At 62.3% G+C, this 17,776-nt stretch carries 18 protein-coding genes; 12 read left to right on the top strand and 6 right to left on the bottom strand.

All coding sequences use genetic code 11. The features are described 5' to 3' along the window. Positions 1–97: 97 nt before the first annotated feature. A complete protein-coding gene (locus AC1DKY_RS10305; RefSeq protein WP_441603915.1) occupies positions 98–538 on the bottom strand; it encodes a hypothetical protein in 441 nt (146 codons plus the stop codon). Positions 539–1,037: 499 nt separating this feature from the next. Here AC1DKY_RS10305 and AC1DKY_RS10300 point away from each other — a divergent pair, with 499 nt between their 5' ends. After that, positions 1,038–1,238 carry a hypothetical protein gene (locus tag AC1DKY_RS10300; RefSeq protein WP_441603913.1) on the top strand — a complete coding sequence of 67 codons (201 nt, stop codon included), beginning with the start codon at positions 1,038–1,040 and terminating at the stop codon, positions 1,236–1,238. A gap of 40 nt (positions 1,239–1,278) precedes the next feature. On the opposite strand, the gene ligD is transcribed toward AC1DKY_RS10300, so the two are convergent. Beyond that, positions 1,279–3,819, bottom strand: coding sequence for a DNA ligase D (ligD, locus tag AC1DKY_RS10295; RefSeq protein ID WP_441603912.1), 2,541 nt, complete (start codon positions 3,817–3,819; stop codon positions 1,279–1,281). Positions 3,820–4,290: 471 nt separating this feature from the next. Here ligD and AC1DKY_RS10290 point away from each other — a divergent pair, with 471 nt between their 5' ends. Further along, positions 4,291–4,995 carry a hypothetical protein gene (locus AC1DKY_RS10290; protein WP_477179914.1) on the top strand — a complete coding sequence of 235 codons (705 nt, stop codon included), beginning with the start codon at positions 4,291–4,293 and terminating at the stop codon, positions 4,993–4,995. A gap of 103 nt (positions 4,996–5,098) precedes the next feature. Here AC1DKY_RS10290 and AC1DKY_RS10285 read toward each other — a convergent pair whose 3' ends face one another. Next, positions 5,099–5,854, bottom strand: a complete 756-nt coding sequence (locus AC1DKY_RS10285; RefSeq protein WP_477179913.1) for a molybdopterin-binding protein — start codon at positions 5,852–5,854, stop codon at positions 5,099–5,101. Continuing rightward, positions 5,847–6,815 carry a cytochrome b/b6 domain-containing protein gene (locus tag AC1DKY_RS10280; RefSeq protein WP_441603909.1) on the bottom strand — a complete coding sequence of 323 codons (969 nt, stop codon included), beginning with the start codon at positions 6,813–6,815 and terminating at the stop codon, positions 5,847–5,849. Before AC1DKY_RS10280 ends, AC1DKY_RS10285 begins: the two co-directional genes overlap by 8 nt. A 147-nt stretch (positions 6,816–6,962) precedes the next feature. Here AC1DKY_RS10280 and AC1DKY_RS10275 point away from each other — a divergent pair, with 147 nt between their 5' ends. Further along, positions 6,963–7,274 carry an OmpA family protein gene (locus AC1DKY_RS10275; protein WP_441603908.1) on the top strand — a complete coding sequence of 104 codons (312 nt, stop codon included), beginning with the start codon at positions 6,963–6,965 and terminating at the stop codon, positions 7,272–7,274. Positions 7,275–7,393: 119 nt separating this feature from the next. On the opposite strand, the gene AC1DKY_RS10270 is transcribed toward AC1DKY_RS10275, so the two are convergent. Continuing rightward, the gene (locus AC1DKY_RS10270; RefSeq protein WP_441603907.1) at positions 7,394–7,816 is read right to left on the bottom strand and encodes a VOC family protein; all 423 of its coding nucleotides are present in this window, start codon (positions 7,814–7,816) and stop codon (positions 7,394–7,396) included. Positions 7,817–8,040: 224 nt separating this feature from the next. Between AC1DKY_RS10270 and AC1DKY_RS10265 the strand changes: the two genes are divergently transcribed. The 4 genes from AC1DKY_RS10265 to AC1DKY_RS10250 are packed head-to-tail and all read left to right on the top strand — an operon-like array spanning position 8,041 to position 9,910. Next, positions 8,041–8,655, top strand: a complete 615-nt coding sequence (locus tag AC1DKY_RS10265) for a hypothetical protein (RefSeq protein WP_441603906.1) — start codon at positions 8,041–8,043, stop codon at positions 8,653–8,655. 19 nt (positions 8,656–8,674) lie between these two features. Next, on the top strand, positions 8,675–9,151 hold the full coding sequence (locus AC1DKY_RS10260; protein WP_441603905.1) for a GNAT family N-acetyltransferase: 477 nt from the start codon (positions 8,675–8,677) through the stop codon (positions 9,149–9,151). A 30-nt stretch (positions 9,152–9,181) separates the two neighbouring features. Next, entirely contained in the window at positions 9,182–9,430 is a 249-nt protein-coding gene (locus AC1DKY_RS10255; RefSeq protein WP_441603904.1) for a hypothetical protein, read from the top strand. 51 nt (positions 9,431–9,481) lie between these two features. Continuing rightward, positions 9,482–9,910, top strand: a complete 429-nt coding sequence (locus AC1DKY_RS10250) for a DUF4259 domain-containing protein (protein WP_441603903.1) — start codon at positions 9,482–9,484, stop codon at positions 9,908–9,910. A gap of 406 nt (positions 9,911–10,316) precedes the next feature. On the opposite strand, the gene AC1DKY_RS10245 is transcribed toward AC1DKY_RS10250, so the two are convergent. Beyond that, the gene (locus tag AC1DKY_RS10245; RefSeq protein ID WP_441603902.1) at positions 10,317–10,520 is read right to left on the bottom strand and encodes a helix-turn-helix domain-containing protein; all 204 of its coding nucleotides are present in this window, start codon (positions 10,518–10,520) and stop codon (positions 10,317–10,319) included. A gap of 564 nt (positions 10,521–11,084) precedes the next feature. On the opposite strand from AC1DKY_RS10245, the gene AC1DKY_RS10240 reads away from it, so the two are divergent. From AC1DKY_RS10240 to AC1DKY_RS10220, 5 genes are all read left to right on the top strand, one after another. After that, positions 11,085–11,825, top strand: a complete 741-nt coding sequence (locus AC1DKY_RS10240; RefSeq protein ID WP_441603901.1) for a ZIP family metal transporter — start codon at positions 11,085–11,087, stop codon at positions 11,823–11,825. Beyond that, entirely contained in the window at positions 11,822–12,790 is a 969-nt protein-coding gene (locus tag AC1DKY_RS10235; protein WP_441603900.1) for a CDP-diacylglycerol diphosphatase, read from the top strand. The genes AC1DKY_RS10240 and AC1DKY_RS10235 overlap by 4 nt, the downstream gene beginning before the upstream one ends. Then, entirely contained in the window at positions 12,744–14,072 is a 1,329-nt protein-coding gene (locus AC1DKY_RS10230; protein ID WP_441603899.1) for a phospholipase D-like domain-containing protein, read from the top strand. Before AC1DKY_RS10235 ends, AC1DKY_RS10230 begins: the two co-directional genes overlap by 47 nt. Before the next feature lie 213 nt (positions 14,073–14,285). Continuing rightward, complete coding sequence (locus tag AC1DKY_RS10225; protein ID WP_441603898.1) at positions 14,286–16,532, top strand: GH92 family glycosyl hydrolase; 2,247 nt, start codon at positions 14,286–14,288, stop codon at positions 16,530–16,532. 59 nt (positions 16,533–16,591) lie between these two features. Continuing rightward, a complete protein-coding gene (locus AC1DKY_RS10220) occupies positions 16,592–17,725 on the top strand; it encodes a phosphatidylinositol-specific phospholipase C1-like protein (RefSeq protein WP_441603897.1) in 1,134 nt (377 codons plus the stop codon). The last annotated feature ends 51 nt before the right edge of the window (positions 17,726–17,776 follow it).

The raw sequence follows: 17,776 nt of genomic DNA, 5'->3' as shown, positions 1-17,776 counted from the left end.
GAGCGCACTTGTGCGCGACCGAAGCGCCACCGTAACACCGCTCCCCCAGGTGGTCGCGCACAAGTGCGCTCCTGCAAACGGCCGTCCACAGACGAAGTCACCGCTTGGGTCGGCGTTTGCGCAGCCGTTTGGCATTACTCATCGCCCGCTGGCGATACGGCTGCAGACCGGCCGTGAGCATGGCGGCAGACGAGCGCGATGCGCTGGCGGCGATGCCAGAGGAGGTGACGGCCTTGCGACCGCTCAGTCCCGTGCTCGCCATCCACTGGTTCCACCAGAACTTCGAGGCGGTGGCGCTCGCGCTCATCATCATGGCTGTGGCTGATTGCTGCGCGGCTGCCACCTTCTCCGTCACCATCGTGGTCAATTCCCTTTGATCGGCCGCGGAGGGCGGGTTGCTCATGCCACTGATCTGAGCACTGCGCCGCAGGACCACCTCCGCCGAGGCGCCCAACATCTGTGTCGATTTCGCCGCCAGATCCCACCACCAGGCGATGGGCAACGCCTGGGTGAGGGCCCTGTTTTTCCGGATCGGCATGGCTGGAGTCCTGAGGGCTGCGAAGTGAGACAAAAAAGAGGGGCAGGGTCCGAATGCGGTACGGACGCTGCCCCGGTGCGAATGGCCTTGATGTCCTTGCCCGGTCGGAGAATCCAGCCTGGGTAGTGCGGACTCGCAGCCGATCGCCCGTGCATCCTTCCGCATCGCTCGTTGCGGCGGTGTGTAAATTGCCGGCGCGGCTTGTTATGGCTGCTGTGCCGATGTCGCAGGCGCAGGCTCGGGCCGCAAATCTTCATGCATCGCGGCGCGGTAGAAACCTGCGGCAAGGATAACCAGCAGTGCGACGATGAAGACGATCAAGGCCGCTCGGCGTGAAAATTTCATGACATGGGCTGACTGGCGAAACGATGAACTGTGCGTGGCTGCATGTATCGATGTTGTCGACGTTCTGTGGTGGATGTGCGATGTCGCGGACCGGTCACCATGACGCGCCGAGGGTAGTACCATCACGCACGAACGAGAACCCACGGAGCCTTCCATGACACCTCTCGACAAAACCCTGCGCCGCGAAGTCACCATCGATGGCGAGACCTATACCCTGGTGCTCGACGCGAATGGTTTGAAGTTGACGCCTCGCGGTCATCGCAAGGGCACGGAACTCCAGTGGAAGGACATCGTCAGCGGCGACGCCGCCGTGGCGTCGGCACTCAATGCATCGGCGGCGAACGACAGCGCCTGAAGGCTGCGCAGGAGGCTGGGCCACCTATCGGTGACCGAGCCTACGATCTCGCTTCGAGCGCCTTCATGACTGTCGCCAGGCTCTGCCTGGTCGTGTCGATGCCTTCCCATGGGTCGGCACGTTGCCGCTTCAGTCGTGCAAGAGCAGAGCGCATGTCGAACTGCGAAGCACTTTTCAGGCGGCTCAGCTCGCTCCAGCGCAAGGGCATGGCGACAGGTGCGCCTGGGCGGCCACGCAGCGAATAGGACGCCACTGCCGTGGCGCCGCGGCCGTTGCGCAGATAATCCACGTAGATCCTGCCTGCGCGTCGCGTCTTGGAACTGACCGACACGAACTCCAGCGGGTACATCGATTCGAGCGCCTGCGCAAAGCCGTGCGCGAAGGACTTCACCTTGTCCCACGGTGCCACCGGCTTCAAGGGCGCCACGACGTGCAGCCCTTTGCCGCCGGTGGTGCGCAGGAAGCTCTTCAAGCCAAGCTGATCCAGGAGCTTGTTGAGCAGGCGAGCGGCGGCCTTCACGCGGGTCCATTCGACATCGGGGCCTGGGTCCAGATCGAACACGATGCGATCGGCGCCATCAGGGTCATCGATATGCGCACCCCAGGGATGGAACTCGATCGCGTTGTATTGCACCAGCTCGATGATCGAGTCCGCGCTGTCCGGATAGAGGTAGACAGCAGAGGCGCCGGTTTCCTCTTTCAGGCGGACGGAGCCGACATGATTGAGGCCGCCGGTTGGCAAGTGCTTCTGAAAGAAGCTGGGCTTGTTGATGCCGCCGGGCCAACGAATCACGGACATCGGCCGGTTGATGACGCCAGGCAGGAACCACGTCATGGCTGCCGTATAGTAGTCGACGATGTCCTGCTTGGTGATGCCTTCCCCGTGATAGACCACGCGATCGGGATGTGTGATGACGATGCCTGCCGGTTCGGTCGACGTGCCACGGCGCGACTTTGCAGCCCCATGGCTTTTGCCGATGCGATCGCCACTGCGTAAGTCCCTGGGTGACTTGTCCGGCCGCATGGCCTTGAGACTGGGTTGCCGCAATAGTCCGTGATTGCCGATGCCGCGATAGAACACCTCGGCCACCGCGGTCGGCGCAATCCAGTGGGCATCGCGAGGCGCTTCGCTCGCATGCTTGATGGTGGGCGAACGCGAGCCGGCGCGCGCCAGCGTGCGGGTGAGTTCACGCAGCATCGCGTCGGTAAAGCCTGAACCCACGCGACCTACGTAACTCCACTCGCCAGCGGGCGCAGGCCTGGCCAGCAACAGCGAGCCAAATCCCTTCCTCGATCCCTTGGCAGCGGTATAGCCCACCACGGCGAACTCATCGGACTGCAGGCGCTTCACCTTGACCCAGTCGTCGCCACGTCCACCCCGATAAGGCGAACCGACGCGCTTGCACATGATGCCCTCGAGGTGGTGGGCGCTCGCACTCTCAAAGGCCGCTTCGCCGCCACCCACGATGTGGCTGCTATAGGCAAGCTGGGATGGGGCGTCCTGGAGCAGGCGCTGCAGCGCCTCTTTGCGATGGATCAGGGGCGAGCGGGAGAGGTCGTAGCCTTCCAGATAAGGCAGGTCGAACAGCACATAGGCCAGCGGCGACGCGCGTTCGCCCGACAAGGTCTGCTGCAAGGCGTTGAAGTCCGATTGTCCATCGACGAGGGCAATCAGTTCACCGTCCAACTGCGCCGAGTTCAGCCCGAGCGCCTCGATGGCCTGCCTGATCTCGGGCAGCTTGTGGGTCCAGGGCAGGGCATTGCGCGACCAGCATTCCACCTGTCCGTCGGTGATCGAGGTGAGGATGCGATAGCCATCCCACTTCACCTCGTTGAGCCAGTCGTCACCCGTGGGAGGCGCGTCGCGTAACGTCGCCAACTCCGGCTTGAAAAAGCCCCTGGGTGCGACTCGCTTCTTGGCGCCCTCGACTTTGGCGATCCATCGCGAGGGCGATACGCGTCGCTTGCCGGCGGTTGGAGCGTGTCGGCGCTTTGAGTGCGTCAACTTCTGCGCCACCTCTTTCGCGCCGCCGCTCTTTCCCGATGCTCGCCTAGTGCTGGCAACCATGGTCGCGTCGAGCAGGTCATCGGCCTCGACCTTGGACACATAGGCATCCTCGTCCTTGATCAGGAACCACACGGGCTTCTTTTCCTGGCGATGACCTCGAACCAGGTGCCAGCCACCCTTGAGCCGCTGGCCGAACAGCTCGAAGCGCAGATGTCCTTTCTGAAGTTGCGCCTCCGCATCGCCCGAGGTCGCCCACACCCCCGTGTCGAAGGTATCGACGTGACCTGCGCCGTAGCCATCGGGAATATCGCCGTGGAAGGAGGCATACGACACCGGATGGTCTTCCACCTCCACGGCGAGCCGTTTCACCTTGGGGTCGTAGCTGGGTCCCTTGGGGCAGGCCCAGCTCTTCAGTACGTCTCCCACCTGCAGCCGGAAGTCGTAATGGCGCCGCCGCGCGTGATGCAGTTGCACCACAAACAGTTCACGCCCAGCCTTTCCGACGGACTTTTCTGGACGAGGCTCTGGCGTTTTGTCGAAGTGCCGCTTGCGGGCGTAGTCGCGTAGTGACATGGCTGTCTTCCCGCCGCCATGGCGGCTTGCCTGGTCGTGACTGGGTGGCGTCTCATGGGGTCGCGCAACGTCGATCCACCTCATGCAGCGCAACGATTCTCACGGGGCAGGTGAATCGACCGTCAACCTTTTGCAGACACGAAGCCCGACGTGCACCTCCTGTTTAGCCTGTCTCGCGACATGCACGTTGAGAGCGCGAGGCTTAGTAGTCCTGCGCAAGTCGCGCCGTCCAACGGCAACGGTGCTGCTCGCTGCATGACCTTCCAAAGGCCATCACGTGCGGATTGCGCCTTGAGCGGGCGTTGGCGCGGTTCCTGCTTTGGCCGGCCTGAGGCTCGTACGGCGCCTGGGTCGCCTCTGCTCGCTCCATCTTCATGCCGTTCCAACATCTCCTGAGTAACCTTCAGTTGATTCCAGGCGAAGTAACAGTGGTCACACCTGATCCGAGATATCCACTGGAGGTTGTTAGTCATGACATATGGAACTTTGAACCGAACGCTGTTGCTCGCCGGTATGGCCATCGCCATGGCAGCCGCCGTACCCGCCATCGCCGCGGATCAAGCGGTGCATGTGCGCGGCACGGTGACGGATGTCACCGCCACGGGCTTTACGGTGCAGACGGCGACGGGCGCGCAGAACGTCGCGATCGCAGCCGATACCCATATCGCCGGCGTGGTGCCCAGCAATCTGGATGCGATCCAGCCAGGCTCCTACATTGGTTCGGCCAACGTGCCGCACGGCGCCGCCGCCAACGCCCTGGAAGTCGTGGTGTTTCCGCCGGCGATGAAGGGCACGGGCCTGGGTGATTACGCCTGGGATCTGCCCGCCCATGGCAGTGCCGGGTCGGCCATGACCAACGGCAGCGTGAAGTCGTCGGCGATGACCAATGGCACCGTCAAGAGCAGCGCAGCCGGTGGTTCGGCCATGCATTCGGCGATGACCAACGGCACGGTGAAGACGGCTGATGGCAGTGGCGCACGCACGCTGGTGGTCGACTACGGCTCGGGCGAGAAGACGATCAATGTGACGGCGAACACGCCGATCGTGACCTTCGCGCCAGCCGACAAGAGCGCCATCGTCAAAGGTGCGAAGGTCTTCGTGGCCGGCAAGCCGGGCAATCCGGTGGCTGCCGGGTTCGTGGCAGTCGGGCTGAACGGTACTGCGCCGCCGATGTAACAGGCATTGCGTCGAGGCCATCGCGGTCGATCCGGACTTGTCCATGCACCATGGACAAGTCCGGACTCCACGTGCGCTGCGCGACCCGGGTTCCGGCCTCGGGTCAGATGCCCGCGTACCACTCGTAACCCTGGTCTTCCCAATAACCGCCCTTGCCGTCGCCGATATCCTTGAACGAGCTCACCAGCTCGATGCGGCTGATGTATTTGGCCTGCTTGTAACCTAGCTGCCGGCCAAGGCGCAGGCGCAAGGGTGCGCCGTTCGGTACCGGCAGCGGCTGGTCGTTCAATTCAAAGGCCAGCAAAGTCTGCGGATGTCTTGCTTCGCGGATGTCCACGCTTTCGTAGTACGGCGTGTCCGCGTCCATTTCGTCAAAGCAATGAAAGACGACAAAGGCTGCCTGTGGACTCACGCCCACGTGGTCGAGCACGGCCGAGAGTACAGTGCCGCGCCACTTGCCGATCGCGCTCCAGCCTTCCACGCAATCGTGCCGGGTGATCTGGGTGCGGTCATCCAGCGCCTTCAGGTCGTCAATCGATAGCATCGCCGGATGCGTCACCAGTCCGTCCACTTGCAATTTGTAGTCGCGGAACTGGTTGGCCATCAATGCCTGATAGGCAGGCGTGTCCGGCATGGTGGTGCCATTGGGATGAAACACCGGGGAGATCTCGGCCTCGGAGTATTCCTTTGCCATGGCGGTGGAGGGCGACAGCAGCGTCTGCACGCGACGATTCAACCCTTCGGCGCTGCCCGATACCCGGGCGCCCAGGCCGCTCTGTGAAATACGGTCGCAACCCGCGAGGAAGATGCCCGCGGCACCCATGCCGGCCATACGCAGAAACGATCGGCGATCACTCATGGCGAGGGTCCTCCACGATCGGCATTTGTTCGGCAGTGGCGCGCTCGGGAGACATGGCGGGCGCCGCTGGCTCAGGCTTGGCATCGACAGTCGCCGCCGGTCCGGGCTTGACCTTGTAGTAGCCGGTAATCATGCCGCGCAACTGGTTGAAGACCCCGCTCACCAATACCTCGAAGACATGAATCACCACGAAGGCGACAAACGCCCAGGCGATGATGAAGTGAATCGACCTTGCTGACTGGCGTCCACCCACCGCTTCGACCAGGGGCGAAAGCACCGCATCCAGGCGCGGAGACATCGCCAGGCCCATCAATACGATGCCGATGCCGAAGATGAAGATCACGGTCAGATAAGCAAGCCGTTGCAGAATGTTGTAGCGCAGCGCCTCGTCCCCATGGGGGTGCTTGAACCGGATGTGATCGACGATGGAGCGGCCGATGCCACGCCAGTCCGCACGTGTCGGCCACATATCGCGTTGCAGGTGCTTATGCGCGAATGAGTAGGCGATATAGCAAAGCCCATTGAGCACAAACACCCAGGCAAAAAAGAAATGCCAGCGCCGGCCCATGGCCAGCCAGCCCGCGCTGGGCACCGTCAGCCAAGAGGGAAAACCCCGCGCGGTCGGCGTGCCGTCGCTGCCTTTGGACACGCCCAGTACGCCGGTCGTGGTGACCTGGTGCTGGCCAACCCGCGTGGTGCCGACCAGATTGCCGGCCGTATCTTCATGTGCATCCAGGGCCAGCCAGGCCGTGCCCTCGTCGGAGCGATTGCCCCAGTAGAGATTGGGATGCGCATTGAAGATCTGCAGGCCGCTGAGCAGCATCAGGGTCAATGCGATCACATTGATCCAGTGCATGATCCGGATCGGCAGCGTATGACGATAGACCAGCCGTGAAGCCGTCGACGACGACCTGGGTGTCACGGAAACACTAGGGGACTCGACGGCGCTGGGGGCGTTCATGTCGTTGCACCTGGGTGTGGCGATGACGGGCCAGTATGCGAACAGTGTACTCGCCTGAAGATGCGCAGACACTTGCTTGCCCGGTGGCTTGCCGCATGGTGAAAGGCTGTTGACGATAGCGCAGGTAGTTGCGCTTACAATCGATCGATGGACTATCAACTCATCATCAAATTCTGGCGCAAGTCGCTGGCCGACGAAGCCTTCCTCGCAACGATCGAGGCAAGGCTGAAGGAGGCCCTGGGCCATACCGTCGAGCTGGAGGGCTACGATGTCAGCCCCAAAGAGATCAATCTTTTCATGCTCGCGTCCGATCCGCGGCTATCCTTTCGGCGCGCAAAAGACGTGTTGGAAGAACTGGGCATAACGAACGGCGTTTCCGCGGCATTCCGGGTGGCTGGCGGATCGAGCTTCACCTCGATCTGGCCGGTGCGCGCCACGCGAAAGTTCAAGCTTCCCTAGTGCCTGTTCGCCTGAAGCCATACCCTCATGCGGGCACTGGCGCACGCGCAAGCTGATGCCCGGCGATATCGCGGACTACTCACCTCAGAGGCCCTGAGCCGGTTCATGGGCCCGGGATGTCAGCCAAGTTCCTGGGCGAGTCCAATAAGCAGTCCTTCAGGTCCGCGGATGTAGCAGAGGCGATACGCGTCTTTGTACTGGACGACGTCGCCCACAAGCTGCGCGCCACGCTTGCGAAGCCTCTCGAGCGTCTCATCGACATCATCCACGGTGAACATGACGCGCAAGTAGCCCAGCGCGTTCACCGGAGCGTTCCGGTGATCGGCGATTGTTGGCGGAGCGAGAAACCGGGAGAGCTCGAGCCGGCTGTGGCCGTCGGGCGTGCGCATCATGGCAATCTCGACGCGTTGATCGCCCAATCCCGTGACGCGTCCGGCCCATGCTCCTTCGATCATGGTCCGCCCCTCGAGATCGAGGCCGAGCTCGCGAAAGAAAGCGATCGTCGCGTCGAGGTCCTCGACCACGATGCCTACGTTGTCCATCCGTTTAAGCGCCATGGATGCAACTTACTCGCGGGCCATTGTCCTGACAACGGACCGTGGAGTGCGTGTTCATTCGGCCGCGAGGGCAGGAGCCACGCCCGGCGACCCGCTTGCACGGCAGGTCATTTCGGCTCTAGGATGTACCGTGGTACCACGGTACCTCAATTGCAATGAGCGGACGGCGTGGTCGAGAGCCACCTACCTGGCTGGGGGTTTCAATGAGCATGAAGATGATACTGATCGGCCCTGTAGCCGCGTCCCTGGCGATCGGCCTGGGAGTGGCGGTGGTGCATTCGCAAGGCGATGCGAAGGAGGGGCACGGTGTGCTTGCCGCACACGGCATCCACGGCGTGTCGATCCCTTCATCCCATACAGGAGCTCCATCGATGTATGCAGAACGCGAGTTCGACTTCGACTTGCCGGGAACCGTGGCGGCGCTGGCGCCCTATTTTGGGCCGGTAAAAGAGCGAGAGTGGGCGCCTGACTGGAACCCTGAATTTGTGCGCCCCGCCGGTGGCGGCCAGGAAGTCGGCGCCGTTTTTCAGACGAAGTCGCAGTGGGGCGCTGCAACCTGGGTCATGGATCGCTACGAGCCCGCGCAGGGCAAGGTCGGCTATCTCATCTTCATTCCAGCGACGGGAGTGTCGCGCTACGACATTTCGCTGAGCCAGAGAGATCCGGCAACCGTGCACGTGCACGTGTGGTGCAGTCGCACGCTGCTGAAAAACGCCGATGCCAGGTACCTCGCCGAGTTCGAGCAGTTTTTCACGGCGCAGGGCCCGGAGTGGCGCGACGCGATCGTCGGCATGCTTGCGCACTCCACCGCGCAACCCCACTAATCGGAATCGAGCAACTCCAATGAGCGACGCGATCACCTCAAGCAACACGATCGATTTTCTGGAGACGGCGGCGAACTGCAGCCTGTTTCATCGCATCAGTTCGCACATGACGGCCGAGCTTCGCCAGAGCGGCCACGACCAGCCGGAGGGTTCACTCGCTGCGGAGGAGCTGCAGCAGGCCCATGTCATTTTCGCCATCCGTGATCTCTCGGTACTGGGCATGATCGTGGTCAGTCATGCTGCAGGAGCCGGACTTGCCAGGCTCTATCGCCTCTGGATAGTTCCTTCGGCACGGCGCTCAGGCATGGGACGGGCATTGATGATGCGGGCGGAACAATTCGTGGCAGGGAAGGGTGCCCGGACCATCGAGTTCGACACCGGCCAGGATCTCGTCTCCGCGGTTGCCCTCTACCGAAGCTTGGATTACAAGGAAGAGCCTTTTCTGGAGCGCAGCCCAAGGAGCCTCCTGTTCCGGAAGTCCTTGGCCAAGAGTTGATTTCAAATCTGGGCAACCGACAAATTCACCATGAATGACGAAAAGAAGATCGATCGCGTGCAGACAGGCGTACGCATCGAAAAGCGGATCTTGAAAGTACTCAAGAGCCTCGCCGAGACCATGGACATCTCATTGGGCGATCTGATTGAAGGGATCGCCTTGCATGCCTTTGAGAACAAGAAGCCCTTTTCGACGAAGACGCTGCAGCACATCCAGAAGCTGCGAGAGGTCTACGGGCTGGACCTGACCGCCGAGGACAGCCACAGGTTGAAGGAATGACTGTGTCGCCAAGGCAGCATTTCAACCAGCTATTGACGTAAGGAGAAGCAGATGGGCGCGTGGGCTGCAAGAGTCTTCGACGATGACACCGCTTTGGATTTCCTCGAGGAACAGCTCATTCCGCGGGCCGACCCGCGAGCAGTGATGCGAGCAGCATTCGAACGCGCGCTTGCCGCGGACTACGTGGACTATGACGATGGCCAGGCAGTGCTCGCTTGCGCGGCAGTCATCCTGTCGGCAAGGAACGGGCAGCCCTTGGACGATGACGAAACCGGAGCGCGGATAGCCTGGCGCGAAGGCCTGGCCTCACTCGACTTCTCCTCCCTGGCCGAGCTCGGTTCGAAGGCATGCTTGCGCGTCTGCGGCGAGTCCAGCGAACTGAGAGAGCTCTGGGAAGAAGACGCCGATTTGCTTTCCGCCTGGATCGGCCATGTCGAGTCGTTGGCCAGAGATATGAAACACAGCCGTTCCGGCCAGTGACCTGCAAGGACGCGAGATATCGCCTTCGACGGCGACGTCAGTGGGTCGATTCCACGCATGGCTAGACATGCCCAGTGCCACCCATAGCATCGTGCTCCTTGGCGACGCCATTTCGCCGGACGCGCCAGCATCCGGCGAGATGGGTCATGACCCATCTGTCCTATGGTTCTTCACCATCTTTCAGTACCGTTGCATAAGCCTCATTCATGTAATCAAGCAGATCCGCACGAAGTGCCTGCAGTGTCTTTTGTGCGTCCGACTGGAAGGCTAGTGCGGCACGTTGAAAGTCGGACCACCACGGGAGGGTTGTGACCAGCGTGGTATCCAATACCGTGCTGACCGCCTTGCCGATGTTGAGTGGGGTCAAACCCCTTGGCATGAACGCGATGGGTTGGATGGACCGGCTTCACGCGCTCATGACGCCAGTCCACGGCCTGCTTCGACGGCGCGACAGCGTGGCTGCCGTGCATTGCTTGAGGAAGTCATCGTCCGCGCAAGCGACGTTCTCCACTGTCATCGCGCCACTGTGCCGCCATCGACTGACGGCACTTTCGGTGACGCCCAACAGCGCGGCCAAGACGCTGAGCTTATAGACGCCACGTGCGTGCATGGCTTCCCCCAGCCGATTCCCCCGCACGTTGTCCATGGAACGATCGGCTCCTGGATATCAGATGCACCAAAAGTCTACGAAGCCATCGCCAAGGTTCCCGGCAATGACTCGATGAAATGGATCCCCGTGCATCGCCCGTGGGTGGAAGGAGGGCGAGGCGAAACGAACTTGCGAACGCATTGACGCGTGTACCGAGAAACCATGGCGCGCACCTCTGCCATCAAGTGATATGAAGGCGGTTTATGCGTCCACTGATTCGTATCGCGGAACCGTTCAAGAATTCACAGAAAGCACCAAACTTCGCCATCCGTCAAAAGAAGTAGCGACGCGTTGTGCAGGGGGATGAAGCTTCACCATGAATTTGGCGGCGGGCATTTCTGCGCATTTCTGCATACCGGGGCTCACGGCATGGCGCGCAATCGCATGGTCTTACTGGCGCGCCATGACTTCTGGCAGGGCTGTATCCGTCGCCCTAGTGCGTCACCATGATGTTATAACATAACATTTGATGGCCTCATTGATGGGCATGGATGTCGTCAAGCAACGGCCAATCGGGACGTATCCGTGCATGCTCGTCTGATCGAAATCTTCCTGGCGTCCCTCGTGCTTGGGGCGACGTCCTTGTTCTCCCGCATCGTCGTCTGGATGCCTGGGGGCGTGCGGACTCGCTGGCTGCCATGGCTGCAGGCCATGGCCGTGGGATTGCTGATCGGCGACAGCCTTTTGCATCTCTTGCCGCACGCGTTGGGGTCACATGACGACCTGAGCGAGATCATGCTCGCCTTCATGATTGGCGCGACATTTCTCGCCTTGGTCGAGAACGTGGTGCGTGCCCGGGGCCTCAGTGCAAGCGTGATCGCGCCGGCTGCGCGGATGACGCTCGCCAGCGATTTCATTCACCATTGCGTCGATGGGATCATCCTGGCCGGCGCTTTTTTGGCGAGTCCTGCGGCCGGATATGCGGCGCTTGCCGCTATTGCGATCCACGAGATTCCCCGTGAGATGGCGAGCGCCGGCGTGCTTGTTTCCAATGGCTATGATCCGCGGCGCGCCTTCATTCTGTCGCTCGCCATGGCCATCGCCGTGCCTGCCGGGGCGCTCGCCGTGGCAGCGACGTTGCCATCGGAGAGAGCAGCAGCGTTGACAGCGGCGTTCGCCGCCGGCTCCATCCTGTATGTCGCATTGGCGGACATCCTCCCCGCGGCGTGGCTCAAGGCAACCGGAAGTGCGCGGTTGGCGCCCGCCATCGGCATTGCCGCTGGCGTGGTGTCCATGTGGCTGTTGGCCCGAGGCGAACGGGCATGACAGCCAAGCGTTTGGTACGGACGGCCAGCAGGCGTTGGGCCACGGGTTCGATGATGAGCTGCGCAGCCTGGCACAAGCGACTGCGCCTGATTTTCCTCGGGCTCGTGCTGGCAAGCCTGTCGCAGGAAGTCACTGCCGATGGCCAGGTGCGAGAACCGGATGGCGTCAAAGACCGAAACGCACTTTGGAAGAAGCTGGGTCAAGTCTGCGCGCCTGCAGCGGCCTCCCGTGTCCACCCGCCATCGCCTTGCATCGTAGTTCCAGGCGATGGAACTCATGGTGGCTACGCCATCCTGAAGGATCAGAAGGGGCGCTATCAGTACCTGGTGATTCCGCTTGACCGCATCAGCGGCGTGGAAGATCCGGCATTGCAGAAGGACCGCGCGCCCAACTACTTCGCGCGCGCCTGGGACGCGAAGCGATATGTGGAGGCGGCGTTGCACGGACCTCGTCCGCGTGACCAGCTGATGCTCGCGGTGAATTCCCGCTACGGACGATCACAGGATCAGCTCCACATCCATATCGACTGTGTGCGGACCGATGTGCACGAGGTTCTGGAACGCTTGCTTCCCACCATCGGCATCCAGTGGCAGAAGCTGGCTCAGCCGCTGCCTCCCTTTGGGCATGCCTATGACGCCCGATGGGTGGGCGGCGAATCGCTATCGGTTGATCCGTTCAAGTCCTTGGCGGCCGCACTCCCTGCAGGAGACGCCATGGGTCGTCATGGCCTCGCCGTCGTCGGAGCGCGAGCGCCGGACGGCCGTCCAGGATTCATCCTGCTCAGCATCAAGGCGTCGCTCGACCAGGGCAACCGCGGCAGCGCCGAGGAATTGGAAGATCACCAATGCGCGATCGCAGGCGAACCACATCGCACCGATACCGCCATTTCGTTTCCCACGAGGCATCACGAGTCACCACATGAAACTGTCTCCAACAAAGAAGCCATTCTGCTGGGTCCACCTTAAGCCACGAAGCGTTCGGTCAACGACGCTCAAGCTGATCTGTGCATGCATGGGCTTGGGGCTCTGTTCGTTGTCGATCGTTGCCGCAAAGCCCGTTCCGCGCGCTCCCGTGCCTGACTTCCAGATCGTTGAAAGCGTGCCGGAGGGGACGTTCTATGGTGAACCGGGCGTGCCGCGCACGCGGGCCATATGGCTGCAGATGATCCGCTCGGCCCACAAGAGCATCGACGTGGCCGCGTTTTACATCGCAGACAAGCCGGGCGGCGGGGCACTTTCGCCTGTATTGAACGCACTTGCCGAGCGCGCTGCGGCAGGTGTCGCCGTGCGGGTGCTGGTGGATCACACGTTCCTGAAGAGTAACCAGGAGGGCGTGGATCGCCTGCGTCAAGTACCTGGCATCACGATCCGCGTTCTTCCCGTGGACGAATTGACGGGTGGGGTGCTGCACGCCAAATACATGGTGATCGACGAGGAGGCGGTGTTCATTGGCAGCCAGAACTGGGACTGGCGAGCACTTGAGCAGATCCACGAGATAGGCGCGCGTATTCGCAATGAGCGCTTCGCAAAAACGGTGGAAGCGTCCTTTGAATTCGACTGGCAATTGGCCGGCCATCCGGATTTGCCCAAGGCTGCCGAGGCGGCCCAGGTTTCGCCCGGCTTCACGCCCGCGACCGAAGACAATCCGGTCGTTCTCCAGGATGGCGACTCTTCACTGATCACGGCTTTCCCTGCTTTCAGCCCGCCGTCACTCATGCCTGCATGGGTCAGCAGCGAAGAGGGGGCATTGATCCATATGATCAACGCAAGCCAGCACGTCATGCGCATACAGGTCATGACACTGTCGGCGATCAGACATTTTGGCGCCAAAGGCTGGTGGTCTGATCTGGACACAGCCATTCGCGACGCAGCCGCCCGGGGCGTGGATGTCCGGATCATCGTCGGCGACTGGTCGCTCAGCGAACCTACGCAGTCCTACCTGAAGAGTCTTGCGTCGTTACCCAATATCACGGTGAAGTTCAGCCGTGTTCCTCCATCGCCGAGCGGATTCATCCCGTACGCGAGAGTGGAGCACGCCAAATATGCCGTCGCGGACGACGACAAATCGTTCGTCGGCACGGGCAACTGGGAGTGGAGCTATTTCCACAACACCGTGGACGTGTCGGTTCGCCTGAACGGGAAATCGGCCGCCAGCACCTTGGCATCGATCTTTGATCGCGACTGGAGCGGGGGCTACGTCACAACGCTGGTCCCCGGCGAGAGCTATCAGGCGCCGCGAACACATTGAAGGTCGGCTGCGCGCGCAACGTGGCTGCTGGCGACCTCGATTGCCGGTGCATGCCTGATCTAAGACTGCAACTTTCGTTGAGTAACCTGTCCGGCCATCGCAGCGTCCTCACGATGACGGCGCAGCGACGCGACCCGACGCTGATGACCTGTCCGGGCGCAACTCCGCGGTCCGGTTGACTTATACGAAGAAGACAGTCGAAAAATGATCCTGATGAAACGCTATCCATCGCTGCGCAAGGTCTTGCGCGTGACACTTTTTGGCCTTGCCACGCTCGTTTGCGCAGTTCCCGCGATGGCCGCCGATCATGCGGCGGACGTTGATCCCCTGATCGGCGAGGACTGGTTCGGCGAAGTGTTTGTCGGCGCGACCACGCCGTTCGGCATGGTGAAGCTAGGTCCCGATGTCCACGACTTCGGCGCCCGCAAGGGTTTCCAGAGCGAAGGCGACATCCGCGGCTTCAGCCATCTGCATCTGAGCGGTGGCGGCGGCAAGTACGACAACATCCGCGTCGCGCCGGTCATGGGGGCTCTTGATCCCAAGGACATCCATTCGTCACGCAGCGGCGAGCAGGCGAGCGCCGGCTATTACGCGGTGAACCTGGATCGCTACGGGGTGAAAGCCGAGCTGACTGCAACGCGTCGCGTGGGCATGCATCGCTATACGTTCGCGCAGGCCGGCGACGCACACATCACGCTGGACCTGGATCTGCTGGTCAAAGGGACGGGCGAGGAGACGCAGCGCTTCCTCGGCGGCGAGATGTCGGTCGTCTCACCAAATGAGATCGTCGGCGTGGGTCGCTACATCGGCGGCTGGAACGAGGGCGGCGAGTACGACGTGTATGTCGACCTGATCACCGATACGCCTTCGCAAGGCGCACAGACGTGGCTGGGCGACACCTTGAGCGCCACGCCCAAAGCCAGCACCGGCAGCGACCGGCCGCCGGGCGCGTCGCTGGACTATCGCGTTACGCCAGGGCAGGCGATCCAGGCGAAGGTGGGCATTTCCTTTGTGAGTGCAGGGCAGGCGCATCGCAACGCGACCGAAGAAGTGCGCGACTGGCGCTTCGACGACGTGCGCAACGCTGCCGTGGCGCAGTGGAACAAGGCGCTGGGCCGCATCGAGATCAGCGGCGCGATACCGTCGCAGCGTCGCCAGTTCTATACCGCGCTGTACCACACCATGATGATGCCGTCGGACCACACCGGCGAGAATCCGAAGTGGTCCTCGAAGGAGCCGTACTACGACGACTTCCAGGCGATCTGGGACACCTTCCGCAGCGATGCGCCCCTGCTGATCCTGATCGCGCCGGATCGCCAGCGTGACATCCTGCGTTCGCTGATCGATACCTATCGTCACGCCGGTTACATGCCCGATGCGCGCGTGGGCAACGACAACGGCCGCACGCAGGGCGGCAGCAATGCCGACGTGCTGGTGGCCGATGCCTACGTCAAGGGGCTTGGCGGTATCGACTACGCCACGGCGCTGAAGGCGATGGAGAAAGATGCGCAGGTGCCGCCCGCCAATGCACGCAAGGAAGGGCGCGGCGGCCTGGAGTCGTACAACAAGCTCGGTTACATCGCGCAGCCGACCGAACGCGCCGGCTCGCGCACCGTCGAATACGCCTATGATGATTTCGGCATCGCCGAAGTGGCCTGTGGTCTTGGTCATGCGAAGGATGCCGAGCTGTACAAGGCCCATGCCGGCAACTGGGCGAACCTGTGGGATGCCTCGTGGCAACAGGAGGGCATCACCGGTTTCCTTCGTCCACGCAACGCGGATGGAAGCTGGGCGCCGCAATACCTGGTGCGCCGCGGCACCTGGCCGGATTTCTACTACGAAGGCGACTTGTGGACGTACTCGCTCTACGCGCCGCAGGACGTGCGCAAGCTGGTGCAGCTGTCCGGCGGCAACGAAGCCTTCGTCAAGCGACTGGATGCCCTGTTCGACGGCCTGCATTTCGACATCACCAACGAGCCAGGTTTCCTGATACCCGATCTCTATCTGTGGGCCGGACGCCCGGACCGCACGGCGGATCGATTGCTGACCTATCTGCACAAGGCGTTCAAGGATACGCGTGACGGCATTCCGGGCAATGACGATTCCGGTGCGATGTCCAGCTGGTACGCGTTCCAGTCGATGGGCTTCTATCCGAACGCAGGGCAGGACGTGTACCTGATCGGCACGCCGTCGTATCCGCGCGTGGACATCGACCTCGGTGGCGGCCACACCTTCACCATCGTCGCGGACAACCTCGACGGGAACAGCGTCAATCGCTACATCCAGTCGGCCACGCTCAATGGCCAGCCGCTGGACAACGCGTGGTTCCGCCACGGCCAGATCGCCAAGGGCGGCACGCTGAAGCTGGTCATGGGGCCGACACCTTCACGCTGGGGCACCGCAACACCGCCGCCGTCCCTGTCCGATCCCGGCTTTGCGCTCTGCACGGCCAAGCGTTGATTCCCTGCATCACGCCGGCGAACCCGGCGCGGTCTCTCCACGATTTCAGGATGTCCGACATGCTTCTCCGTCATTCCATTTCATGGTCGCTGTTTGCACTGACCGCCGTGGCGCTGGTGTCGCCGGCTGCGGCCGACGATGCGCTGCGCATCAACCAGATCCAGGTCATCGGCACGCACAACAGCTATCACATGGGCTTCGCGCCCAGCGCCACGCGGCTGATGCAATCGGAAGCGCCGCAGGCGCTCGCCGCCATCGACTACAGCCATCCGGCGCTCACACGTCAGCTGGACGACGGCGTGCGACAGATCGAGCTGGACGTGTTTGCCGACCCTAAAGGCGGCAAGTACGCGCATCCGTCGATCTCACACATGATCGACCTGGCCGGCCTGCCGGATGATCCGCCGATGGCGCCGCCGGGCGCGTTCGATCAACCCGGTTTCAAGGTAATGCACATCCAGGACATCGATCAGCGCAGCACCTGCCAGCCGTTCACCGCCTGCCTCACGGAAGTGCGGACGTGGTCAAAGGCGCATCCGGGTCACGTACCGATCTTTATCCTGATCGAAACGAAAGAAGGCGCCTTGCAGGCAAAGATTCCCAGCGTGACGCCGGATCCGTTCACGCCGGCGGTGTTCGACGCACTGGACAAAGAGATCGCTTCCGTCTTCGCCGCCGACGAGATCATCACGCCCGACCAGGTGCGCGGCGGCCACGCCACATTGGACGAGGCCGTGCGCGAAGGCGGCTGGCCGACACTGACCAAGGCACGCGGCAAGGTGGTGTTCCTGCTCGACCAGCGCAAGGCGGAGTCTATCTATCTCGAAGGACATCCGGTGCTGAAGGACCGAATGATCTTCACCAACGCCACGCCGGGCGCGCCGGACGCAGCCTTCACCGAATGCAACGAGTGCACCGCAGCGCAGATCAACGAACTGGTGCATCGCGGCTACCTGGTACGCACGCGTTCGGACGACCCGGAGCAAGGGCAGGGCAAGCGCAACGACGGCACCCGCCGCGATGCCGTCATCAACAGCGGCGCGCAGATGATCAGCACCGACTATCCCGCCGGTGAACCATCGGAGCACGGTTATCAGGTTGGTTTGCCCGATGGCGTCGCTGCACGGTGCAACCCCGTGCTCGTGCCGGATGCCTGCAAGGGCAAGACGCTGGAGAAGCTGGCGAAGCATTGACTGTGAGGTGGCCCGCTGCCGATCGGGCGGGCCATTGCATGGCAGCGCTGC

The organism is Dyella sp. 01N448 (assembly GCF_056399225.1).
This window is presented reverse-complemented; position numbering and strand designations above follow the sequence as displayed.

Excerpts from the sequence above, each read along its gene's own strand:
- AC1DKY_RS10305 (WP_441603915.1), bottom strand. The coding sequence starts at position 538 with ATGCCGATCCGGAAAAACAGGGCCCTCACCCAGGCGTTGCCCATCGCC.
- AC1DKY_RS10300 (WP_441603913.1), top strand. The coding sequence starts at position 1,038 with ATGACACCTCTCGACAAAACCCTGCGCCGCGAAGTCACCATCGATGGC.
- ligD (WP_441603912.1), bottom strand. The coding sequence starts at position 3,819 with ATGTCACTACGCGACTACGCCCGCAAGCGGCACTTCGACAAAACGCCA.
- AC1DKY_RS10290 (WP_477179914.1), top strand. The coding sequence starts at position 4,291 with ATGACATATGGAACTTTGAACCGAACGCTGTTGCTCGCCGGTATGGCC.
- AC1DKY_RS10285 (WP_477179913.1), bottom strand. The coding sequence starts at position 5,854 with ATGAGTGATCGCCGATCGTTTCTGCGTATGGCCGGCATGGGTGCCGCG.
- AC1DKY_RS10280 (WP_441603909.1), bottom strand. The coding sequence starts at position 6,815 with ATGAACGCCCCCAGCGCCGTCGAGTCCCCTAGTGTTTCCGTGACACCC.
- AC1DKY_RS10275 (WP_441603908.1), top strand. The coding sequence starts at position 6,963 with ATGGACTATCAACTCATCATCAAATTCTGGCGCAAGTCGCTGGCCGAC.
- AC1DKY_RS10270 (WP_441603907.1), bottom strand. The coding sequence starts at position 7,816 with ATGGACAACGTAGGCATCGTGGTCGAGGACCTCGACGCGACGATCGCT.
- AC1DKY_RS10265 (WP_441603906.1), top strand. The coding sequence starts at position 8,041 with ATGAAGATGATACTGATCGGCCCTGTAGCCGCGTCCCTGGCGATCGGC.
- AC1DKY_RS10260 (WP_441603905.1), top strand. The coding sequence starts at position 8,675 with ATGAGCGACGCGATCACCTCAAGCAACACGATCGATTTTCTGGAGACG.
- AC1DKY_RS10255 (WP_441603904.1), top strand. The coding sequence starts at position 9,182 with ATGAATGACGAAAAGAAGATCGATCGCGTGCAGACAGGCGTACGCATC.
- AC1DKY_RS10250 (WP_441603903.1), top strand. The coding sequence starts at position 9,482 with ATGGGCGCGTGGGCTGCAAGAGTCTTCGACGATGACACCGCTTTGGAT.
- AC1DKY_RS10245 (WP_441603902.1), bottom strand. The coding sequence starts at position 10,520 with ATGCACGCACGTGGCGTCTATAAGCTCAGCGTCTTGGCCGCGCTGTTG.
- AC1DKY_RS10235 (WP_441603900.1), top strand. The coding sequence starts at position 11,822 with ATGACAGCCAAGCGTTTGGTACGGACGGCCAGCAGGCGTTGGGCCACG.
- AC1DKY_RS10230 (WP_441603899.1), top strand. The coding sequence starts at position 12,744 with ATGAAACTGTCTCCAACAAAGAAGCCATTCTGCTGGGTCCACCTTAAG.
- AC1DKY_RS10225 (WP_441603898.1), top strand. The coding sequence starts at position 14,286 with ATGAAACGCTATCCATCGCTGCGCAAGGTCTTGCGCGTGACACTTTTT.
- AC1DKY_RS10220 (WP_441603897.1), top strand. The coding sequence starts at position 16,592 with ATGCTTCTCCGTCATTCCATTTCATGGTCGCTGTTTGCACTGACCGCC.